The 22,212-nt window shown below is 42.5% G+C and carries 24 protein-coding genes; 9 read left to right on the top strand and 15 right to left on the bottom strand.

Annotated features, from left to right (window positions below):
* The first annotated feature begins 52 nt into the window (after positions 1–52).
* Positions 53–1,474 (top strand): MFS transporter, encoded by a 1,422-nt coding sequence (locus H5164_RS06865; RefSeq protein WP_182722360.1) that lies wholly within the window; start codon positions 53–55, stop codon positions 1,472–1,474.
* A gap of 134 nt (positions 1,475–1,608) precedes the next feature.
* Here H5164_RS06865 and rlmB read toward each other — a convergent pair whose 3' ends face one another.
* The 8 genes from rlmB to zapE all read right to left on the bottom strand — a co-directional run bounded on the left by rlmB (position 1,609) and on the right by zapE (position 9,922).
* Positions 1,609–2,349 (bottom strand): 23S rRNA (guanosine(2251)-2'-O)-methyltransferase RlmB, encoded by a 741-nt coding sequence (gene rlmB, locus H5164_RS06870; protein WP_124015056.1) that lies wholly within the window; start codon positions 2,347–2,349, stop codon positions 1,609–1,611.
* Positions 2,350–2,353: 4 nt separating this feature from the next.
* The gene (gene rnr / locus H5164_RS06875; RefSeq protein ID WP_182755351.1) at positions 2,354–4,837 is read right to left on the bottom strand and encodes a ribonuclease R; all 2,484 of its coding nucleotides are present in this window, start codon (positions 4,835–4,837) and stop codon (positions 2,354–2,356) included.
* 37 nt (positions 4,838–4,874) lie between these two features.
* Positions 4,875–5,492, bottom strand: a complete 618-nt coding sequence (locus tag H5164_RS06880) for an SEL1-like repeat protein (protein ID WP_165870045.1) — start codon at positions 5,490–5,492, stop codon at positions 4,875–4,877.
* A gap of 122 nt (positions 5,493–5,614) precedes the next feature.
* Positions 5,615–6,910 (bottom strand): adenylosuccinate synthase, encoded by a 1,296-nt coding sequence (locus tag H5164_RS06885; RefSeq protein WP_124015059.1) that lies wholly within the window; start codon positions 6,908–6,910, stop codon positions 5,615–5,617.
* A gap of 69 nt (positions 6,911–6,979) precedes the next feature.
* Complete coding sequence (locus H5164_RS06890) at positions 6,980–7,168, bottom strand: DUF2065 domain-containing protein (protein ID WP_124015060.1); 189 nt, start codon at positions 7,166–7,168, stop codon at positions 6,980–6,982.
* A 539-nt stretch (positions 7,169–7,707) separates the two neighbouring features.
* Positions 7,708–8,100, bottom strand: a complete 393-nt coding sequence (gene rpsI / locus H5164_RS06895; RefSeq protein WP_124015061.1) for a 30S ribosomal protein S9 — start codon at positions 8,098–8,100, stop codon at positions 7,708–7,710.
* Between the two features lie 17 nt (positions 8,101–8,117).
* Positions 8,118–8,546, bottom strand: coding sequence for a 50S ribosomal protein L13 (rplM, locus tag H5164_RS06900; protein WP_011638797.1), 429 nt, complete (start codon positions 8,544–8,546; stop codon positions 8,118–8,120).
* Positions 8,547–8,809: 263 nt separating this feature from the next.
* On the bottom strand, positions 8,810–9,922 hold the full coding sequence (gene zapE, locus H5164_RS06905) for a cell division protein ZapE (RefSeq protein WP_182696720.1): 1,113 nt from the start codon (positions 9,920–9,922) through the stop codon (positions 8,810–8,812).
* 343 nt (positions 9,923–10,265) lie between these two features.
* On the opposite strand from zapE, the gene degQ reads away from it, so the two are divergent.
* Positions 10,266–11,615, top strand: a complete 1,350-nt coding sequence (degQ, locus tag H5164_RS06910) for a Do family serine endopeptidase DegQ (RefSeq protein ID WP_124015063.1) — start codon at positions 10,266–10,268, stop codon at positions 11,613–11,615.
* 176 nt (positions 11,616–11,791) lie between these two features.
* The gene (gene degS / locus H5164_RS06915; RefSeq protein WP_124015064.1) at positions 11,792–12,871 is read left to right on the top strand and encodes an outer membrane-stress sensor serine endopeptidase DegS; all 1,080 of its coding nucleotides are present in this window, start codon (positions 11,792–11,794) and stop codon (positions 12,869–12,871) included.
* A gap of 89 nt (positions 12,872–12,960) precedes the next feature.
* Here the strand turns inward: degS and murA are convergent, their stop codons facing one another.
* From murA to H5164_RS06950, 7 genes are read right to left on the bottom strand one after another with little or no spacing between them, the layout of a single operon-like run.
* Positions 12,961–14,226 carry a UDP-N-acetylglucosamine 1-carboxyvinyltransferase gene (murA, locus tag H5164_RS06920; protein ID WP_182755352.1) on the bottom strand — a complete coding sequence of 422 codons (1,266 nt, stop codon included), beginning with the start codon at positions 14,224–14,226 and terminating at the stop codon, positions 12,961–12,963.
* Positions 14,227–14,241: 15 nt separating this feature from the next.
* Positions 14,242–14,493, bottom strand: a complete 252-nt coding sequence (locus H5164_RS06925) for a BolA family protein (protein WP_124015066.1) — start codon at positions 14,491–14,493, stop codon at positions 14,242–14,244.
* Between the two features lie 27 nt (positions 14,494–14,520).
* Positions 14,521–14,820, bottom strand: coding sequence for a lipid asymmetry maintenance protein MlaB (locus H5164_RS06930; protein ID WP_124015067.1), 300 nt, complete (start codon positions 14,818–14,820; stop codon positions 14,521–14,523).
* Positions 14,817–15,461, bottom strand: a complete 645-nt coding sequence (locus H5164_RS06935) for a phospholipid-binding protein MlaC (RefSeq protein ID WP_124015360.1) — start codon at positions 15,459–15,461, stop codon at positions 14,817–14,819. Before H5164_RS06935 ends, H5164_RS06930 begins: the two co-directional genes overlap by 4 nt.
* Positions 15,462–15,495: 34 nt before the next feature.
* On the bottom strand, positions 15,496–15,969 hold the full coding sequence (gene mlaD, locus H5164_RS06940; protein WP_124015068.1) for an outer membrane lipid asymmetry maintenance protein MlaD: 474 nt from the start codon (positions 15,967–15,969) through the stop codon (positions 15,496–15,498).
* A 41-nt stretch (positions 15,970–16,010) separates the two neighbouring features.
* A complete protein-coding gene (gene mlaE, locus H5164_RS06945; RefSeq protein ID WP_124015069.1) occupies positions 16,011–16,796 on the bottom strand; it encodes a lipid asymmetry maintenance ABC transporter permease subunit MlaE in 786 nt (261 codons plus the stop codon).
* Positions 16,783–17,607, bottom strand: coding sequence for an ATP-binding cassette domain-containing protein (locus H5164_RS06950; RefSeq protein WP_124015070.1), 825 nt, complete (start codon positions 17,605–17,607; stop codon positions 16,783–16,785). The genes mlaE and H5164_RS06950 overlap by 14 nt, the downstream gene beginning before the upstream one ends.
* A gap of 188 nt (positions 17,608–17,795) precedes the next feature.
* Between H5164_RS06950 and H5164_RS06955 the strand changes: the two genes are divergently transcribed.
* From H5164_RS06955 to lptB, 6 genes are read left to right on the top strand one after another with little or no spacing between them, the layout of a single operon-like run.
* Complete coding sequence (locus tag H5164_RS06955; RefSeq protein WP_124015071.1) at positions 17,796–18,758, top strand: calcium/sodium antiporter; 963 nt, start codon at positions 17,796–17,798, stop codon at positions 18,756–18,758.
* A gap of 44 nt (positions 18,759–18,802) precedes the next feature.
* Complete coding sequence (locus tag H5164_RS06960) at positions 18,803–19,780, top strand: KpsF/GutQ family sugar-phosphate isomerase (RefSeq protein WP_124015072.1); 978 nt, start codon at positions 18,803–18,805, stop codon at positions 19,778–19,780.
* 2 nt (positions 19,781–19,782) lie between these two features.
* Complete coding sequence (kdsC, locus tag H5164_RS06965; protein ID WP_124015073.1) at positions 19,783–20,349, top strand: 3-deoxy-manno-octulosonate-8-phosphatase KdsC; 567 nt, start codon at positions 19,783–19,785, stop codon at positions 20,347–20,349.
* Positions 20,346–20,906, top strand: a complete 561-nt coding sequence (gene lptC, locus H5164_RS06970; protein ID WP_124015074.1) for an LPS export ABC transporter periplasmic protein LptC — start codon at positions 20,346–20,348, stop codon at positions 20,904–20,906. The genes kdsC and lptC overlap by 4 nt, the downstream gene beginning before the upstream one ends.
* The gene (lptA, locus tag H5164_RS06975) at positions 20,893–21,474 is read left to right on the top strand and encodes a lipopolysaccharide transport periplasmic protein LptA (protein WP_124015075.1); all 582 of its coding nucleotides are present in this window, start codon (positions 20,893–20,895) and stop codon (positions 21,472–21,474) included. The genes lptC and lptA overlap by 14 nt, the downstream gene beginning before the upstream one ends.
* Complete coding sequence (gene lptB / locus H5164_RS06980; protein ID WP_124015076.1) at positions 21,471–22,202, top strand: LPS export ABC transporter ATP-binding protein; 732 nt, start codon at positions 21,471–21,473, stop codon at positions 22,200–22,202. Before lptA ends, lptB begins: the two co-directional genes overlap by 4 nt.
* The last annotated feature ends 10 nt before the right edge of the window (positions 22,203–22,212 follow it).

The raw sequence follows: 22,212 nt of genomic DNA on the forward strand, positions 1-22,212 counted from the left end.
CCATTAATCAATGAGGCAAACGAGGCCTTACTGAAAAAATAAAGGCCAAGTTATGGACAGCCCGCTACGCAGTTTTGCCTCATTATATAGCACCACCTTTTTGATGGTGCTTGCTGCAGGTCTACTGACCACATACTTAGGCCTAAGCCTTACCACAATGCAGGTGCCACAAATATGGATTGGTGGCATGATGTCAGCTTACTATATTGGCCTAGTCTGCGGCTCTAAAGTTGGCCATAAACTGATTGCGCAAGTCGGTCATATTCGTGCTTTTGTTGCCTGTGCGGGCATAGTGACTGCCTCTGCATTGGGTCATGCCCTCATCGATAATTTAGCCATTTGGCTAGTATTGCGCCTCGCAGTGGGTATGGGAATGATGTGCCAATATATGGTGTTAGAAAGCTGGCTCAACGAGCAGGCAGAAAACAACCAACGTGGTACTGTTTTTGCGAGCTACATGATCGTATCTTATCTAGCGCTAATGGCTGGGCAAGGAGCCATTAGTTTATATCCCGATTTAGGCTTAGAGCCACTGCTGTTGATTGCCATCTGTTTTGCCTTATGTATCGTACCGATTTCGATCACGCGCAGAATTCACCCCGAACCGTTAACACCAGCCCCATTACAAATGGGACTCTATTGGAAAAGAGCACCCCAAGCTCTGACAACCATAGCCTTAGGAAGCATGATAGTCGGCTGTTTTTATGGTTTGGCTCCCTCTTATGCCACGGCTAAAGGTATTGATCCTGAGCACGTTGCGCTCTATATGTCGTGTACCATTTTTGCAGGATTGCTAGCCCAATGGCCAATGGGTAAATTATCCGATGTCATCTCTCGTAGCTTATTAATTCGAATTAACTGCGCTTTATTAGGCGTCATAGTGTTGATCATTACGATAATCCCATTCCACGCAGTGTCTTCGTTAATATTAACCAGCTTATTTGGTATTTTAGCGTTTACCTTGTATCCATTAGCAACTGCATTAGCCAATTCGCGCGTTGAACAACATGAGCGGGTAGGGCTATCTGCCACAATCTTAGTCACCTTTGGTATTGGCGCAAGTATTGGTCCTTTAGTCGCTTCTGGCTTAATGCAAGCATTAGGTGATCAAATGCTATATGGATTTATGGCGATGTGCTCATTCACCTTACTGGCAAGGCTACTGTGGATTAATGTGCGTCAAAAAGCTGAGCAAACAAGTACTGGAGATTACATGATGGCCGGGGGCGACTTAGTCAGCTCGCCATTAGCAGCATCATTTGATCCACGTGTTGACATTGAAATGGTCAACGAACAAATGATCAATCCCGCTGAAGATGCATTCGATGTCCAACCGGAATCAACCAATGATGAGTTTGATGATGCTGATGAGCAAGCTGAATATAATACCTCTTATGCCAGTGTGAGCGAAGAAACCTTGATACCAGAGGAGTTAGATGACGAGGATGTCGATAACGAAATTGGCAGACGCTAATGTTTATTCTGGCTTTGATTGTAAAAGCTAAAGACTGACACCCATCAATAACCTAACACAAGCTGAACTCGAGATAATAAAAAACGGCGATAAATATCGCCGTTTTTTTTATGTCGTTCTACTGCAGGCAATAATTAACCTAAACGCTGCCTGACGGCTTCAAATAAGCATACCCCAGTGGCAACGGACACGTTAAGGCTCGACACACTGCCAGCCATTGGGATTGAAACCAACGAATCGCAGCCTTCGCGTGACAAACGACGCAAACCTTTATCTTCAGCACCCATAGCAATCGCTAGAGGCCCTTTAAGGTCCGCTTGATATACATTACCATCTGCTTCGCCTGCTGTGCCGACAATCCAAACACCTTTGTCTTGAAGATGGCGCATGGTACGAGCAAGATTGGTCACTTGGAATAACGGTACCGTTTCTGCTGCGCCACAAGCCACTTTGCTGACGGTTGAGGTTAATCCAACTGAATTATCTTTAGGTACAATAACCGCATGTACCCCAGCGGCATCAGCATTACGTAAGCAAGCACCAAGATTATGTGGGTCGGTTACACCGTCTAAAATGAGTAAAAAAGGCACTTCTGTTTTATCAAGTAATGCGTCTAAATCAGTTTCTGTCAAAGGTTTTACCGCTTTTACACGCGCGACAATACCTTGGTGTTGTGAGCTACCCGCTTTGTCGTCTAACACTTTACGTGCAGCACGTTGCAATGTAGTACCAAAAGTTGATGCGATATTAATCAATGGCGTTAAGCGTTCGTCATCACGGCCTTGTAACAGCCAAAGTTCAATCACACGTTCAGGGCTATGATTTAATAATGCTTCAACGGCATGAATGCCAAAAATGGTATCTTGTTTTTTCATTTAATTACTTTCTCTTGCTGCGCTTGGCAGGGGTTTTCTTAACGCTAGAATTCGGTTTTGTGGTATCAGCTTTTTGCTCTGCCGCGGTGGACTTCTTTGCCGCCAGTGGCTTGCTCGCAGGCGATGACGCTTTATTGCTTGAGCGACGTTTACTGGCCTTAGGCTTATCAGACTTAGATTTGTCTGACTTAGGTTTATCTGTCGACTTACCTTTACGTGCGGCTTTAGCCCCTTCAACATTCACTCGTTCACGAGCCGTTGAAGGCTTGCTGCCTTTACGTGCCGATTTGCCTGCGCCTTTACTATTGTCACCCACCATCAACAAGTCAATTTGACGATCATCAAGATTAACCGCAGCAACCTTAACAGTAACAGCATCACCCACTTGATACACTTGGCGAGTGTTTTCACCAACCAGTCGTTGACGCATTGGATCGAATTGGTAGTAGTCGCTGGCAAGGCTTGATATGTGTACTAAGCCATCAATAAATAATTCGTTTAATCTAACAAACAGACCAAAGCTAGTGACTGAAGCAATGACGGCATCAAAGGTATCACCGACGTGATCTTGCATGTATTCACATTTTAACCAATCACTGACATCGCGAGTGGCTTCATCTGCGCGGCGCTCGGTGGTTGAACATTCTTCACCTAATAGATCTAACTCTTCAAGCTGATAAAGATAACCGCCATCTTGAGTCCACTTGTCGGTGACATCGCCCTGCTCTTTTGCGAGTAAATACTTAATCACTCGATGTAAAATCAAATCAGGGTAACGACGAATTGGCGAAGTGAAATGCGAATACGCTTCTAATGCTAAACCAAAATGACCTTCGTTATCTGGGCTGTAAACTGCTTGGCGCATTGAGCGCAATAACATCACCTGAATTAACTCAAAGTCAGGACGGTCAGCAATTTTTAACATCAGATTTTGATAGTCAGTCGGGGTTGGCTCTAAGCCACCGTCCATGCTTAAGCCGCGCTCAGCAAGAAACTCTTTAAAGTTAGCCAGTTTTTGTTCTGACGGCGCTTCATGCACACGATACAGCACCTCACCTTTGTGTTTTTTGACAAACTTTGCCGAAGCCACGTTAGCTAAAATCATACATTCTTCAATGATTTTATGCGCTTGGTTACGGCCTCGTGGGACGATCTTGTCAATTTTACGCTGCTCATTAAAGATGAACTGCGTTTCTAAGGTTTCAAATGCAATAGCACCACGTTCAGCACGACGCTCATCTAAGATGAGATATAACGACTGCAAACATAATAAATGTGGGAATAGCGCTTCATGCTCAGAAGCTATTGGGCCACCTTCTAGCATGTCAGCAACTTGGGTATAGGTAAAACGAGCATGAGAATGCATTACTGCTGGATAAAACTTGGTGCCCGATAACTTACCCGCTGCAGAAATTGTCATCTCAGCAACCATACATAAACGGTCGACTTTTGGCTTTAATGAACACAAGCCATTAGATATTTTTTCAGGCAGCATAGGAATAACTTGCGACGGGAAATACACCGAATTACCACGTGCGCGCGCTTCAGTATCTAATGCTGAATCAGTACGTACATAATGGCTCACATCAGCTATCGCCACCCATAAACGCCAGCCGCCACTTGGTTTTGCTTCAGCATATACCGCATCATCAAAATCACGGGCATCTTCGCCATCAATAGTGACCAAGGGTAAATGGCGTAAATCGACGCGACCTAATTTATCTTCTTCGGTGACTTCGTCAGGAATACGTTTGAGTTTTTTCTCAATAATCGCTGACCAAGTGTGGGGTAAATCATAATTACGTAAGGCAATTTCAATTTCCATACCCGGTGCCATGGTCTTACCCAAGACTTCGGTCACTTTCGCTGCCGCTTTAACAAAACGACCAGGGCGACGGGTTAACTCAACCACCACCACATCACCGGCGCGGGCGCCTAGGGTATCTTCGCTGGCGATTAATATTTCTTGGGTGATGCGTCTGTCATCTGCAATCACAAAGCCCATACCGGCGTCGACGTGGTAACGGCCAACTAAGGCAGCGGTTCGCTCATGAACTAAGCGCACAATTCGAGCTTCACGACGACCACGACGATCAGTACCCGCTTTTTGTGCTAGCACTTTATCGCCATGGAAATACATCAGCATATCGCGATTACTGATAAATAAATCATCACCGCCTTCATCAGGCTTAAAGAAGCCAAATCCATCGCGGTGGCCTAAAACGGTACCAGACAATAAATCCATACGCTCAGGTAAGCCATAGCTTTGCCCGCGAGTAAAGACTAACTGGCCATCACGTTCCATCGCACGTAAACGACGACGAAGTGCTTCTAATGGCACTTCATCGGTAATGGATAATGCTTCAGCTATTTTATCGCGGGTAACAGGAGACTTTTGGGCACGCAAGTATTCTAAAATATACTCACGGCTAGGAATAGGATTGTCGTACTTGTCTTGTTCTCTCTCAAAATGAGGATCGTTGATCATTCAATTTCCAAATAATTCGCTCCATATTGTGGAGCCTTTAACGTGTGTACAGCTGTGGCTGCTGTGCCCTGGCCACTATACTGGCAGGCATTTTTGCAGCGAGCATCTGTAATAAAGACGAAGCTTTTTTCTGTTGAGCATCGTCATCAAATATACTGTTATATAACCAATGATAGCCAAGTTCATAATCGGCAGGACTTCCATAGCCTTCACCAAACAAACGAACTAATGTCATTCTTGCGGTTAAATCCCCATTAGCTGCCGCAGGCAACACATATTGCACTGCACGATTGGGATCTTTAACCACTAGTTTACCGCGATAATAATAATCTGCCAATTTTACCATCGCTTCAGCACTGCCTTGCTCGGCAGAAGTTTGCAGCAATGCCATACCGCGAGAAGGATGAGCCTTGACACACACACCGTTATTAAGCATTTCACCCCATAAAAACTGATACATGGGTTGCTGTAATACTTCAGCACGGGCTTCAATATCTTGAACCAACTGACAGTCGTCTGCTTTGACGCGTTGTAAATATTGATTTGAGCGGATGAGCGAAATCAATTGTTGATCGCTATAGATATCGACGGCTTCTGTCACCGCAAATACATTGATGGAAACGACACTCAATAACAATAAACAGATACGCAACATAAGGATTCTCGCTGACACTTTCATGGTTTATCCATCGGCAGTATAGCGTATTTCTTGAGTAGAAACTGTTACAAGCATTAATTAGGCTCATTAAAAAGGCCGCTTATCGCGGCCTCTTTAGTTTACTTGAACGGACTAACCAAAATCATGGTTTCATTTCTGTCCGGCCCAGTAGAGATAATATCAATAGGCGTCTCTAATAACTCTTCAAGACGTTTGATATAGTTCATTGCCGCGGTAGGCAACTGCTCGATTGATGTAGCACCAAAAGTGTTTTCACTCCAACCAGGCATAGTTTCGTATATTGGCGTAACTAAATCATAACCTTCTGCAGCCAAAGGAGTTACCTTAGAAACTGTTCCATCAGGATATTGATAGCCAACACAGATTTTAACTTCTTTTAGACCGTCTAAAACGTCTAATTTAGTTAAACAAAAACCACTAACGCTATTGATTTGAACCGCACGGCGCATGGCCACTGCATCCAACCAACCTGGACGACGTTTACGACCAGTCGTTGCACCAAACTCTTGGCCTTTCTCACCAATATAATCGCCAATTTCGTTGGCTAATTCTGTTGGGAATGGACCAGCACCGACGCGAGTCGTGTAAGCTTTCATGATGCCTAAAACATAGTCTAAATGACGAGGACCAAAACCTGAACCTGTCGCTACACCGCCAGCTGTTGTGTTTGATGACGTCACGAATGGATAAGTACCGTGGTCGATATCCAATAATGTGCCTTGAGCGCCTTCAAATAGAATCGGCTCACCCGCTTTACGCGCAGCATCAAGCATTTCACTGACATCAGTACACATACTTTTCAGATAATCAGCAATCGCTAATGCATCATCAAGTGTTTGCTGATAATCAACAGCTTCAACTTTGTAATACTCAGTTAGCATGAAGTTATGATATTTCATCACTTCTTTTAACTTAGTTGCGAAAAGTTCTGCATTAAACAAATCACCGATGCGTAAACCGCGACGAGAAACTTTGTCTTCATATGCAGGACCAATACCACGTCCAGTTGTACCAATGGCTTGATTACCGCGCGCTTTCTCGCGAGCAATATCCAATGCACAATGGAACGGAAGGATAAGCGGACATGCTTCAGAAATTAATAAACGCTCTTCTACAGGTACGCCACGTCCTTTGAGCATGTTGATTTCTTTCATCAACGCATCAGGAGCAACAACCACACCATTACCGATAATGCATTTTACGTTATCACGTAAAATCCCAGACGGAATAAGATGAAGAACGGTTTTTTCACCATCAATTACCAAAGTGTGACCAGCATTATGGCCGCCTTGGTAACGAACTACGTATTTTGCCTGTTCTGTTAAAAGGTCGACAATCTTACCTTTGCCTTCGTCACCCCATTGAGTGCCGAGTACGACTACATTTTTGCCCATTATTAGCTGCAACGTCTTGTGGTATAAAATAGAATTTTAACAGGTTTTAGGGGGTTATAGGCAAGTATTTTATTGAAAAATGATCAATAAAACGGCTCCTGTTGTTACTAAGCAGCCACCTAAGCGTCTGAGAACATTTTGCTTTTGTGTCGAAAGCTCTAATAAATATTTTTGCCACTTGTTAGGAAAAAGTAATGGACCTAGCCCTTCAAGGATTAAAACTAACCCAAATGCACTCATTAATAACGGTATATTCATGTTTTAGCCTCTCTTTTATTGAGCCTTATTATATTCAATATCTGCTTGATTAGCCTAAGAAGACGTTAAGCATGATTGGCAACTGCGTTTAATCTGCCTTATAAATACATTACCTTAATACGCCAAGTCCCCTGCTGTCTTAAATCAAAACGTTCAATCTAGTGAGCACTATTAGTAGTACATCTTTATTCAATGCATTTCGACCTTATAAGTCACAAGCTTGTAAACCTCATGCCTAATACCTAATGCCAAAAAAGTTAACCTGAACGGGAAATAAGCGCTGGTATAAGAGATGAAACTAAGTAAGGTAAAATAACCACTTTCGGCCTATGTCATATCAAACTTGCGACTTGTTTTACGGGTAAGGAGAAGTGACTTATTCCAGGCTAGGTTAATATCCAGTGTATTAAGAGCTGAACTCGCAGGACAAAAGAGCGCTTGATAGCTGCTGATGAATAAAATTGCTGCAGTGTAAAGTGATAAAATTTAGGCAATAAAAAACCCAGCATAAGCTGGGTTTTTTGAATCCAAAAAACGAATTAACGCTTAGAGAATTGTGGCTTACGACGTGCTTTACGTAGACCAACTTTCTTACGTTCAACTTTACGAGCATCACGGGTAACAAAACCAGCGGTACGTAGAGTAGGACGTAAAGCTTCGTCTAGTTGCAATAGTGCACGGGTAATACCGTGACGAATTGCACCAGCTTGGCCAGTAGTACCACCGCCCTTAACTGTTACATAGATGTCTAATTTATCAGTCATTTCAACTAATTCTAATGGTTGACGAACAACCATACGAGCAGTTTCACGACCAAAATAAACATCCAAAGGACGTTGGTTTACAACGATATTGCCACTACCTGCTTTAGCGAAAACGCGAGCTGTAGATGTTTTGCGACGGCCAGTGCCGTAGTACTGAGTTGCAGACATTTGCTTACTCCTCCCGTTTAGATATCAAGAACTTGTGGTTGTTGTGCAGCGTGGTTATGTTCTGTGCCAGCATAAACTTTAAGTTTACGGAACATGGCACGGCCCAAAGGACCTTTTGGTAACATACCCTTAACTGCTTTCTCGATGATCATTTCAGGCTTATGAGCTTGAAGCTTCTCAAAGCTGATTTGCTTAATGCCACCAATGAAGCCTGAATGAGAGTAGTAGATCTTACCGGCTGCTTTATTACCAGTTACAGTCACTTTTTCAGCATTGATAACGATGATGTAATCACCGGTGTCAACGTGTGGAGTGTATTCTGGCTTATGCTTGCCACGTAAGCGAGTTGCGATTTCAGTTGCGATACGGCCTAAAGTTTTGCCTTCAGCGTCAACAACAAACCAGTCACGAGTTACAGTTTCTGGTGTAGCAGTAAAAGTCTTCATTATTACAAAAACCCAAAGTTAATTTTCTGTCTCACATGCCGACTGCAGGTTGCAATCAACACAAAATTACCGATTCTTGCCCCTTCGAACATGAATATTGGCTTACAACTTCCGCCCAAATTGGCGGATTAACGCGGGCAGGTCGCAGATTATACGCAAAGCCACAGCAAAGATCACCTGATTTCTGATAATATTTTAAATAAACTGCTCTATTTCGGCTGAATAATTAACCGCCTGCTTTTTTTAAAAATCTCACTGCTAGCCTATGGTAAATGTTCCAGCGCCAGATACTCTCTCGATTGCATTTCAATCAGTCTTGAGCGACAACGTCTGAACTCAAACGTTAACTGGCCATCGGTATAAATCTGCTCTAATTCCACTTGCGCAGAAATAATCAATTTCACATTTCGCTCGTAAAACTCATCAACCATGGCTAAAAAGCGTCTGGCAATATCATCACCAGTTTGCTGTGAACCCATTTGCTCTAATCCACTCAATAACACAGTATGATAAAGGCATGCCATTTCCATGTAATCTCGCTGTGAACGAGGGCCATCGCAGAGATCACGAAAATTAATTAACAGTACACCTTGTGACTGTTGACGAATGCGAATGGCACGGCCATCAATTTCTATCGGTGCAGTAAGTCTTTCTGATTCGGTCGCGAGTTGATCAAAGTAATGCAACAAATTGATGTCTGCTTGTTCATCGAGTGGATGATGATAAATCTCAGCCTGCTCTAAGGTGCGAAGACGGTAATCGATACCTGAATCGACATTGAGAATTTCACATTGTTGATTAATCAACGCAATCGCAGGTAAAAAACGCGCTCGCTGTAAACCGTTTTTATATAATTCATCAGGAATGATGTTTGAGGTAGCAACGAGTGCGACCCCTTCTTTGAACAATGCTTGAAATAGAGTCCCCAACAACATGGCATCGGTAATATCTGAGACAAAAAACTCATCAAAACAAATAATTTTATATTGCGACGCCATCTTCTTGGCTATAGACAATAGCGGATCTTGTACACCTTTTAACTCGCCTAAGTCATGATGGATTTGATGCATAAACCGATGAAAATGAGCTCGTAGTTTTTGCTCAATAGGCAATGAGTCAAAAAAAGTATCCATTAAATAGGTTTTACCGCGACCAACGCCGCCCCATAAATACAAGCCTTTTACCGCTGCTGGTGTTGATTTAACCCCAACGGCAGCAAACAATTTATTAATACCAGATATCGGCTTAGCCGCGACCATTAATTCATCGTAAACGCGTTGTAATGATTTTACCGCTTTTTCTTGTGCGGCATCATGTGAAAAATCTTCTCGGGTAAGGTCTTGCTGATAATGCTGCCAAGGGGTTAACTGCGACACGATTACGACTCTCTTACATCAAATAATTGCTGCGAATAATAACATTAAACAACAAATACGAGTAATGGCTTCAAAGGATCAAATTAACCTTTGTTAATAAAAATGCAACTAACCAGATGAGCACTACTCTGATTGATTATCGTCAACTGACTTATTTTTTACTTACTTGTTATTGCAAACGAACTGATTAGCTCACCATTTCAAAACGGGCTCGCAACAGCACTAATATAAATGATTAACGATATTTAACTTTAAAATAATGCCCTCAAGCCACATATTTTATGTCATCAAACCACATATTTTAATGTCATAAAGCTTGAATGCATACAGGAGCTATCCATAGATGAAAACCAAATTAAGTTTACTTTCTGCTGCGTTATTAACGGCATCGTTAGCCATAGCACCAACACTATCGCTCGCTGCCATTCCACAAGCGGTTGACGGCCAAGCTATTCCTAGTTTAGCGCCAATGCTAGAACGCACTACACCTGCGGTGGTATCAGTAGCAGTATCTGGTACTCAAGTATCAAAACAACGCGTCCCTGATGTATTTCGCTACTTCTTTGGTCCTAACGCTCCACAAGAACAAGTTCAAGAACGTCCTTTTAGAGGGTTAGGTTCAGGGGTCATTATCGATGCTGATAAAGGCTATATCATTACTAATAACCACGTTATTAACGGTGCAGACGATATTAAAGTCGGTTTACATGATGGTCGCGAAGTCACTGCTAAACTCATTGGCGCAGATAAAGAGTCTGATATTGCCCTGCTGCAAATTGAAGCGAAAAACTTAGTCGCGATTAAGCAAACTGATTCTGACGACATCCGCGTTGGTGATTTTGCAGTTGCCATCGGTAACCCATTTGGGCTTGGACAAACTGTAACGTCAGGAATAGTCAGCGCACTCGGCCGCAGTGGTTTAGGCATTGAAATGCTAGAAAACTTTATCCAAACTGATGCCGCGATAAATAGTGGTAACTCTGGCGGTGCATTAGTTAACTTAAAAGGTGAACTCATCGGTATTAATACTGCGATTGTCGCCCCAAATGGCGGTAACGTTGGTATTGGTTTCGCTATCCCAGCCAATATGGTTAACAACCTTGTTGAACAGATTATTGAGCATGGTGAAGTACGACGCGGCGTATTAGGGGTATCAGGTCGCGATCTTGATAATGAACTTGCCAAAGCGTTTGGTTTAGATACCCAGCACGGCGGTTTCGTTAATGAAGTGATGCCAAAAAGTGCTGCTGATAAAGCAGGATTAAAAGCGGGTGATATTATTGTCAGCCTCAATGGGCGGAGTATTAAAACCTTCCAGGAATTACGCGCAAAAGTAGCCACTATGGGTGCTGGTGCCGAGGTTGAATTCGGAATTATTCGTGATGGCGATACGAAGAAGATTAAAGCAACACTAGGTGAAGCAGACAAAGTTGAGGCTGAAGCCGGTAGCGTACATCCTATGTTACAAGGCGCGACACTTGAGGACAGTAAAAAAGGTATTGAGATCACTGATATTGCTCAAGGTTCACCTGCAGCAATGAGTGGCTTAGTCAAAGGTGACTTAATTGTGGGGCTTAATCGCAGTAAAGTGACCAGCCTTAAAGCATTAAAAGAAATGCTAAAAGACAATAAAAACTCTGTGGCACTGAAGATATTACGTGACAATAACTTACTCTATCTTGTTTTACGCTAATACAGTTGACGCTAACATAGTTGGCACTTAATTTACCTCATCACAGCTATAAGAATCATCAGGTTATAGTCTGTGATACCCGTTCAAGAATGAAGCATCGGCCAACTTTTGGTCGGTGCTTATTTATTTGAGCTATGTTAATATAACAGCCATTTTTTTTAACAATTATTCAAGCCATGAACCTAAAAGACACTTGCATCTATATAACTAAAGCTGTGGTATTTGGTCTAATTATGGCTGCTGTTTTTTTAGCCATAACAGCGTTAATGCAAAATTCCTCATTCAACAATAGCCTCACAAATGTCAGCAATAGTGGCTCAGAATTATCTTTCGCTAAAGCCGTTCGTCGAGCCGCACCTGCAGTAGCCAATATTTATAGTCTTAGCATTGATCAACGTAATCCGCTCAATTCAAGCTCACTTCAAGGCCTTGGCTCTGGCGTGATAATGAGTAAAGAAGGCTATGTGCTCACAAATTATCATGTGATAAAAAAAGCCGATGAGATTGTTATTGCGCTACAAGATGGGCGTAAATTTACTGCTGAAGTAGTTGGTTCTGATCAAGAGACAGATTTAGCAGTACTTAAAATTGAAGGCGATAATTTACCTATAGTACCGATTAATCTCGATAAACTAGCCCAAGTAGGCGATGTGGTGCTAGCCATTGGTAATCCATACAATATTGGCCAAACAATTACTCAGGGTATTATTAGTGCAACAGGACGTAATGGCTTAAGTTCTGGTTACCTCGACTTTTTGCAAACAGACGCAGCCATTAATGCTGGTAACTCAGGCGGAGCATTAATCGATACCGGCGGCGAATTAATCGGTATCAATACCGCGGCATTCCAAGTGGGTAATGATAGTGGCGGCAATGGGATTAGTTTTGCTATCCCCATTAAGTTAGCCCACAGCATTATGGATAAATTGATTAAACATGGCCGAGTTATCCGTGGTGCTTTAGGTATTTCAGGTGAACCACTTAATCCGGTAATGGCACAGATACTCAACCTACCCGATTTAAAAGGTGTGTTAGTGACGGGTATCGATCCTGACGGACCAGCAGCTCGTGCGCGCTTAACACCAAGAGATGTCATTACCCAATATAATGATGAAGATGTCCCGGGAGTTGAAATGTTGATGGACAGAATTGCAGAGACCCCTCCAGGAACTAAAGTCAACATGACCATTATACGTGAGGGTAAGCGTCAAATACTGCCAGTCATTATTGCAGAAAAAGCCACAGCGCCTGAGTAATACCTATTACTAATTAAATCAACGTTATAAAAAAGCCATTCATTTGAATGGCTTTTTTATGAGGTATTTTCTGCTGAGAGCGGTTAAACCTAAGAGTTCTTCACGCGAACAACTTCAGCACCTAAACCTTGAAACTTGGCTTCAATATGCTCGTAACCACGGTCAAGGTGATATATACGATCGACTGTAGTTAAGCCATCAGCCATTAAGCCTGCAATCACTAAGCTAGCAGAGGCGCGTAAATCTGTCGCCATCACTTGGGCACCGTTTAAACGCTCAGTACCATGGATGATACAAGTATTACCTTCTTGCTCTATGTCTGCGCCCATGCGGCTTAATTCAGGAACGTGCATGAAGCGATTCTCAAAGATAGTCTCAGTAACACGACCTGTGCCTTGAGCAAGTGCATTCAACACACAAAATTGCGCTTGCATATCGGTTGGAAACGCAGGATAAGGTGCGGTTTTAATATTAACAGACTTTGGACGTTGGCCGTTCATGTCAAGCTCAATCCAATCTTCGCCAGTTGTGATCTCAGCACCTGCATCTTCAAGCTTAGATAATACCGCTTCTAAGGTTTTAGGATCGGCTGATACACAACGAATCTTACCGCGAGTGACGGCTGCGGCAACCAAGAATGAACCGGTTTCGATACGATCTGGCATGACGCGGTATTCACAACCCGATAGACGTTCCACACCTTCAATCGTTAACGTGGCAGAACCAACACCAGTGATTTTTGCTCCCATGGCAATTAAGCAATGAGCTAAGTCAGTCACTTCAGGTTCACGGGCCGCATTTTCAATGACTGTCGTGCCATCAGCTAATGCTGCAGCCATCAGTAAATTTTCTGTTGCACCGACACTGACCATATCCATAAAGATATGAGCGCCTTTTAAACGGCCATCAACACGCGCTTTAATGTAGCCTTCCTTGACTTCAATTTTGGCACCCATTAACTCTAAGCCATGTAAATGCAGGTTCACCGGACGAGCACCAATGGCACAACCGCCAGGTAAAGAAACATCTGCAGTACCATAACGGGCAAGCAGTGGGCCTAAAATAAGAATCGATGCACGCATTGTTTTGACTAAATCATAAGGCGCGCAATATTCATTTAAGTTAGAGGTAGAAATACGAATGCGGCTACCGCCGAGGTCTTCAACTTCGGCACCTAAACAACGTAATAATTCACAACTGGTGATCACGTCGCGTAAGTTGGGAACATTTGAGACAATAAAATCTGTTTCGGCTAATACGCCAGCCATTAAAATGGGGAGTGCCGCATTTTTTGCACCAGAGATCACGACTTCACCAGCTAAAGGCTTGCTGGCTTTAATAGTTAATTTATCCACTGTGAATCTCTGTTGTTACATATTGAAAAGTTTTTCACGCTTCCACTGAGTCGGCGTAAAAGTTTTAATTGTTAACGCATGCAATTCACCACTGGCAATCTGCTCAGCTAAAGGACTGTAAATTGCTTGTTGTTGTTTTACCCGGCTCATACCATCAAAACACTCACCTACTGCGACGACTTTGTAGTGACTGCCATCAGAGGTAACGTGCGCTTCAGTGAGCGATAACGCCTCGGTTAAAATTTGTTCTATAACATTGCATTCCATGGAATCAATTACCTTTACTATTCGTTTCTATTTTTGGCTGAAAAAAGCATCTAAATCATAAAGCTCAATCATTTTTTTGAGCTGTTCACTTGGATTAACCAACTGATGTATCACACTTGTTTCTTGGCTACTTGTCGCATGTAGTTTGATTAACGCTAATAACAGTGCAACACCCGCACTGTCGACGTATTCTAATGCTGATAAGTCTACCACTTGAGTTGATGCAGTAAACAATTCATGGCGTTTTGGCCACAATTGTTTTACTTCATCTTGGGTTAAGCGACCGCTGACGATGCAACGTTGATCTTGTTGATTAAAGGTAATCACGCAGCTGCAGCTTCTTTTGCTGGTTGGCGATCAATAGTCTGTTGGGTTTTATCATTCAGCATGGTAATCACCGCTTCAATACCTTGCTGGCGGATTAAATTAGAGATTTCAGACTGTTTAGAAGCCAATAAACTCACACCTTCTGCCACTAAATCGAACGCTTTCCACGTATCGTCTTTTAAACGACGCGCTTTAAATTGAATTTTAATCGGTGGACGACCTTGCTCAAGGATTTGAACATTCACTTCTACTATTTTTTCATTGCTGAAATCACTCGGCGGGTCAAAAGCCACTTTTTGATCAGTATATTCGGTTAATGCTTGTGCATAGGTTGCCACTAAATAACCTTCAAAGGCATCCACAAAACGATTACGTTGATCGACGGTCGTATCACTTAAATACTGCCCCATCACTTTATAAGCAGCATATTTATAATCGACGTAAGGCATAAGCTCTTCACGAACAATAACTTTTAAATGACTTAAATCATCATTAATTAAAGCTTTATCTGCTTTAAAGCGATCAAAAGTCATATTGGCGACTTGTTTGATCATCTCATAAGGATCACGGGTATTGACCTCATCATTAGCAGCCATTGCACCTTGGCTGATAACCGCACTGCCTATTAGGCATAGCGCCATAACATGATTAAAAAATGTTTTCATAATTGGGATCCTATTTATCTTTAGATGACATGCTATATAAAAGCTGACCAATTAAATCTTCTAAAATCAATGCACCACGTGTGTCATGTACTTTATCGCCATCGGCAAGCATCGAAATATCATCGTCCATAAACCCAGGCGTTAAACCAATAAATTGCTCGCCAAGGAGTCCTGAAGTCAAAATAGCTAAGCTGCTTGTTTCCGGAAATTGATCAAAGCGCTTATCCATTGTTAATGTCACTATTGGCACCAACTTATGGGTATCGAGAGTAATATTGGTTACACGACCAACCACCACACCACCCACTTTTACTGGCGAACGTACTTTTAAGCCGCCAATATTATTAAATTCAGCGACCAAGTTATAAGTCTGATCATTGGACTTGACTTGAACATTAGCAACATTGAATACTAAGATGCAAAAAGCCAACAAACCTGACAATAAAAACACGCCTACCAATAACTCTATTTTCCGTGTCAACATACTATTAAACCACTTAAATTAATCTAAACAATGAAAAAATCTTAATTTCCAAACATGATTGCCGTAAGCAAAAAGTCCAGCGCTAGAACAGCTAAGCTTGCCTGCACAACCGTTGAAGTTGTCGCACGGCTGATACCTTCTGGATTAGGTTGGACTTCATAACCTCTGTACAAGGCAATCCATGTCACCACCACACCAAAAATAGTACTTTTAATCAAACAATTAACTATGTCTTGTCGCCATTCAACCGATGCTTGAAGAATAGACCAAAATGCACCACTATCAATGCCTTTCCATTCTACCCCGACTAAATGGCCACCAAAAATACCGACTAAACTAAACATTAACGCGAGCAATGGCATGCTGATGACGCCTGCCCAAAAACGCGGTGCAATGATTTGTCTTAACGGATCTATCGCCATCATTTCTAGACTCGACAACTGCTCAGTCGATTTCATTAAGCCAATTTCAGCCGTTAAAGCAGAACCTGCTCGGCCAGCAAATAATAACGCGGCAACCACTGGCCCGAGTTCACGTAATAAGCTTAGTGCCACCATAGGCCCTAAACTTTCCTCAGTACCAAACCCAACAAGAATATTGTATCCCTGTAGCGCTAATACCATGCCAATGAACAAGCCAGACACTAAAATGATCACCATGGAACGGACACCAAGCACATAAACTTGTCTAACCAGAAGTGGCATGCCTTTTTTAAAATTAGGCACACGTACAATCGCGCGCCATAACATAATGCCCGCTCGGCCATAGCCCAACACTATTTGCAGTGCATATTTGCCGATATCGGCAATATAATCAGTTGCGCCCACGAAGTAGCTCCTCTTGATAATCCTCTGCAGGATAATGGAATGGCACTGGGCCATCTGGCGCGCCTTGAATAAACTGAACTAGTTGTGGATTATCAGATTGACGTAATTGCTCTGGTGTACCATGAGCAATGACTTTTTTGTCTGCAATCACATAAACATAATCTGCTATACCCAATACTTCATCAACATCGTGAGACACAACCACCGAAGTGAGTTTTAATGAGTCCGACAACTCACGAATAAGTTTAACTAACATACCCATGGAAATGGGGTCTTGTCCTGCAAATGGCTCATCATACATCACCATTTCAGGTTCAAGTGCAATCGCCCGAGCTAATGCGGCTCTTCGCTGCATGCCACCAGATAACTCGTTTGGCATCATATATGCTGCGCCGCGAAGACCGACAGCTTGCAGCTTCATCAATACAATTGAACGGATAACATCTTCTGGAAGTCCAGAATGTTCTCTCAAGGCAAAGGCCACATTATCGAATACGTTAAGATCGGTAAATAATGCACCACTTTGAAATAGCATGCTCATGCGCTTTCGCAGTTGAAAAAGATCCTTACGCTTAAGCTGATGTATATCATGACCATCGAACAATACTTGCCCGCTATCGGGAATTAGCTGCCCACCAATTAATTTTAATAGGGTCGTTTTACCAATACCACTAGGCCCCATGATTGCTGTTACTTTACCTTTGGGGATCGACAAAGAAATATCTTCATAGATAACGCGCGAACCATGACTAAAGGCCAAATGGTTAACTTCGACCAAAGGTTTATTATTCGATTTACTCATATCAGACATTGGCGTTGAGGAGATAACAGCCTTCCTTGCATTAAGTTTAAGCGCAAATTGTACTGTAATTGTCGATTAAGCGACAACTATATCCATATAAGCACATATGATTGTCAGTACAATTACTGGGCAATGCTTTCAATTTGATACAAATCCAGCGAAAATGCTCGTCAATTAATTACCACTATCGGAATCACATGCTAGTTAATATCCTAATGTTAGTCGTCGGCCTTGCAGTTTTAGTCTGGAGTGCGGATAGATTTGTTTATGGCGCTGCCGCATTTGCGCGTAATTTAGGCTTACCTCCCATGTTAATTGGACTCACTATTGTTGCGATGGGGAGTTCTGCTCCTGAAATGTTTGTTGCTGCCACAGCCTCAATGGATGGCATGCGTGACACCGCGATTGGTAACGTCCTAGGTTCTAACATAGCTAACATTACCTTAATTTTAGGATTAACCGCATTACTGGGTGCGATTAGCGTAGGCTCACAAACCTTAAAACGTGAAATACCTATTATGCTCGCAGCTACTGTATTTGCAGGCTTTACCTTGCATGATAATGTATTAACACGAGTAGAAGGTATCATGCTGCTTGTAACCCTTTTAGGGTTAATGGGATATTTTATTTGGCAAGCAACTCATGATAAAACCACCGACAGCTTAGATACTGAAATGGACTCTGAGATCCCTAAAGATGTACCAACCTTTCATGCTATCATTTGGCTTACAGTCGGTATTATATTACTCCCGCTATCAGCTGGTTGGATGGTCGATGGTGCCGTGGGTATTGCAAAGTTTTATGGTTTGTCCGATCTTGTCATCGGTTTAACCATTATTGCTGTAGGGACAAGCCTACCAGAATTAGCAGCCTGCATTGCTGGCGTGTTAAAAAAAGAACACGATCTTGTCATTGGTAATATCGTTGGATCGAACTTATTTAATATTCTTGCTGTGTTGGCATTGCCAGGGTTAATTTCCCCCGGGGAAATCGATACATCGGCCAGCGGCAGAGACTTCTACATGGTATTAGGCACCAGTGCAGCATTAGCCGTTTTAGTATTATCCAGTGGCGCTAAGCAACAACTGACTCGTTGGCATGGCACACTATTATTAATCACCTTTATTGCGTACCAAGTGATTGTATTTCAATCTCACTAGATTGGGGCATGAAGGTAAAGTATTCAGCTAAAAGAGAGAACCGTATGGTAAATCAAACTCAATTTCGTCAGTGGGGCCGTAAAGTCATTGATATTGAAAAGGCTGCCCTAGATAATTTATATCAATATGTAGACTCAGTTGAGTTTGGTCAAGCATGTGAGCTCATCTTGCAGTGCAAAGGCAAAGTGATTGTTATGGGCATGGGGAAATCGGGGCATATTGGTAATAAAATATCCGCGACCTTTGCCAGCACTGGTACACCGGCATTTTTTGTTCATCCAGGTGAAGCAAGTCATGGTGATTTAGGCGCATTGGCTAAAAACGATATTGTGCTTGCCATTTCTAATTCAGGTGAATCGAGTGAAATACTGACATTAATGCCAGTAATACAGCGAATGGGCGTACCGGTTATCGCAGTAACAGGTAAACCAGACTCTAATATGGCGCGTTTATCTAAAATCCATTTGTGCATTGAAGTACAAGAAGAAGCATGCCCGTTAGGGTTGGCACCAACCTCGAGTACCACAGCAACTTTAGCAATGGGTGATGCATTAGCCATTGCCTTATTGCAAGCCAAAGGTTTTACTCGAGATGATTTTGCTTTGTCACACCCTGGTGGATCTCTGGGGCGAAAATTATTATTAAAAGTCGATGATGTTATGCATAAAGGCGATGATTTACCCATAGTGCATAATGATATTTGTATTACTGAAACGCTGTATGAAATATCCAAAAAAGGCCTTGGTATGACAGCTGTTGTCGACAGCGAAACAACACTGGTTGGTATTTTTACTGATGGCGATTTGCGCCGAGTTATCGACGCCGAAGTCAACCTTCGCACCACTCCGATAGCTCAGGTAATGACCCAGAACTGTGTCACCTGCCCTAGCGGCATTCTAGCGGCACAAGCACTGCAAATTATGGATGAGAAAAGTATTAACGGACTGATTGTAGTCAATGAAAAACATCAACCGATCGGAGCATTAAACATGCTCGATATGGTTAAAGCGGGAGTCATTTAATCATGTCAGAATCAACCACCAGCCACCAAGGATTTTACGGCCCTATCAGCAATGATATTTGGCAACGCGCTCAAAAAATCAAACTGTTAATCTGTGATGTCGATGGGGTATTTTCAGATGGTCGAATTTATCTCAGCAACGCTGGCGAAGAACTCAAAGCGTTTCATACTCGCGATGGTTATGGTGTTCGATCTATCCTGACAAGCGGAATGCACGTTGCTGTCATTACTGGCCGCAAATCAAAGATTGTCGAAACTCGCATGACCGCATTAGGTATTAAACATATTTATCAAGGTATTGATAACAAGTTTGAGCCATTTGAACAACTCCTATCACTGTATAATGTCAGCGCAGACGAAGTCGCTTATATTGGCGATGATATGGTAGATCTCCCAGTTATGAAAGCAGTTGGTCTTGCCGTGTGTGTCGGTGACGGGCACCCATTTGTTAAGCAACATTGCCATATGACCACCTCTCTTAATGGTGGCCATGGCGCGTTACGAGAACTCACTGATTTACTGCTTTTAAGCCAAGATAAATTTGCCAGTGCTCATGGTATGAGTATATGAATAGAATCACTCTAGGTATTGTGGCTTTTTTTGGACTTGCTTTTTTCCTCTACTGGCAAGCGCAAATAAAACGCAGTGAAATGGATGCTGTGAAAGTTCGTGGTATTGAACGTCCCGACTTTGTAGCGGATAACCTACGCACCACAGAATTTAATAAACTCGGTTTAATTGCTAGTCGAGTCAGTGCCGAACACATGGAGCATTACGCCTCAAGTGACATTACTCACTTTACTAAACCTGTTTACCTCATTTACCCTGAAAACGGCCAAGCGCAATGGCAATTAAGCGCAGATAGAGGCCAATTGAATAAAAATACCAGCCAAGTCATATTAGAAAATAATGTTATTATTGATGCCATTAATATAGAAGAACCCCTGCAGTCACTCAGTACCCAAGCTGTTTCGGTGGATTTAACCACTATGATCGGCACCTCACAAGAGATGGTGTACATCAAAGGTAAAGGGTTTATTATTCAAGGTTTAGGTCTACATGCCGACTTGAATTCGCAAAAATTATCGCTACTCAGCCAGGTAGAAGGAACATATGAGCCACATTAATCGCCTCAACACTCACGCCAATGTTATGTTATTTGGCAGCATATTTTGCCTGCTGAGTTTACCTACCATAGCGAAACAAGGTGATCTTCAACAAGAGTTGAAAATTGCCTCAGTAAGCCAGTCTGCTGACATTAAAAATAATCAAATTGTTTTTAATGGTCCTGTTACCGTTACCCAAGGCACTATTAACATTAATGCTGATGAGTTACGGGCGTTTACTCCCGAAAACAGCACCAGTAAAAAACTCATCGCTATAGGCAACCCTGCAACGTTTTCACAAGAGTTAGACGACGGTCAAATTGGCACCGCCAGTGCCAACGAAATAAGCTATGATCTTGCTACCACTACACTGACATTGACAGGTAATGCCAAACTGGATCAATCTGGTAGCCAAGTAACCGGTAACCGTATTAAGTACAACATTAACGCTCAAGAGCTGATTGCTGAAAGTACTGGTACAGGGAAAGATCGCGTTATTACTATTATTCAACCTGAGAATTTCCAAGACGAGACTGCACCAAAGCAAAAGCTCCCTGAAATTCCTGTTAAAAAGCAGATCAAACCATGACCCAAATAACCCTAACGGCTGAAAATTTAGCTAAAAGCTATAAAACTCGTCAGGTTGTTAAAGATGTGAGTTTAACCGTTAAAACAGGCCAAATTGTTGGTCTTTTAGGCCCCAATGGTGCAGGTAAAACAACCACGTTTTATATGGTTGTCGGCTTAGTGCAAAGCGATAAAGGTCGGATCTTAATTGATGATGACGACTTAACCGCCGACCCAATGCATCTTAGAGCTCGCAAAGGGATTGGTTACTTGCCGCAAGAAGCCAGTATTTTTCGCAAACTGACCGTATACGACAATATTATGGCCGTATTGCAGACTCGCAAAGAACTCACTACCGACCAACGGATTGAGCAAGTAGAGCATTTATTAGAAGAATTCCATATCACCCATATTCGCGACAGCCAAGGCATGTCGTTGTCTGGTGGGGAACGTCGTCGAGTAGAGATAGCGCGCGCGCTGGCCGCTAATCCTAAATTTATTTTGCTCGATGAGCCTTTTGCGGGGGTTGACCCTATTTCTGTCATCGACATAAAAAAAATCATTCAACAGCTTAAAAACCGCGGCTTAGGGGTATTAATTACCGATCATAACGTACGTGAAACCTTAGACGTCTGTGAGCGCGCTTATATTGTCAGCCAGGGCAATTTAATTGCCGAAGGCACACCTGATGAGATATTGAGTAATCAACAAGTTCGGGCTGTGTACTTAGGTGAACAATTCAAGCTATAGTTACTTTACT

It is taken from the genome of Shewanella sp. SG41-3 (assembly GCF_014164545.1).
GTDB lineage: Bacteria > Pseudomonadota > Gammaproteobacteria > Enterobacterales > Shewanellaceae > Shewanella > Shewanella vesiculosa.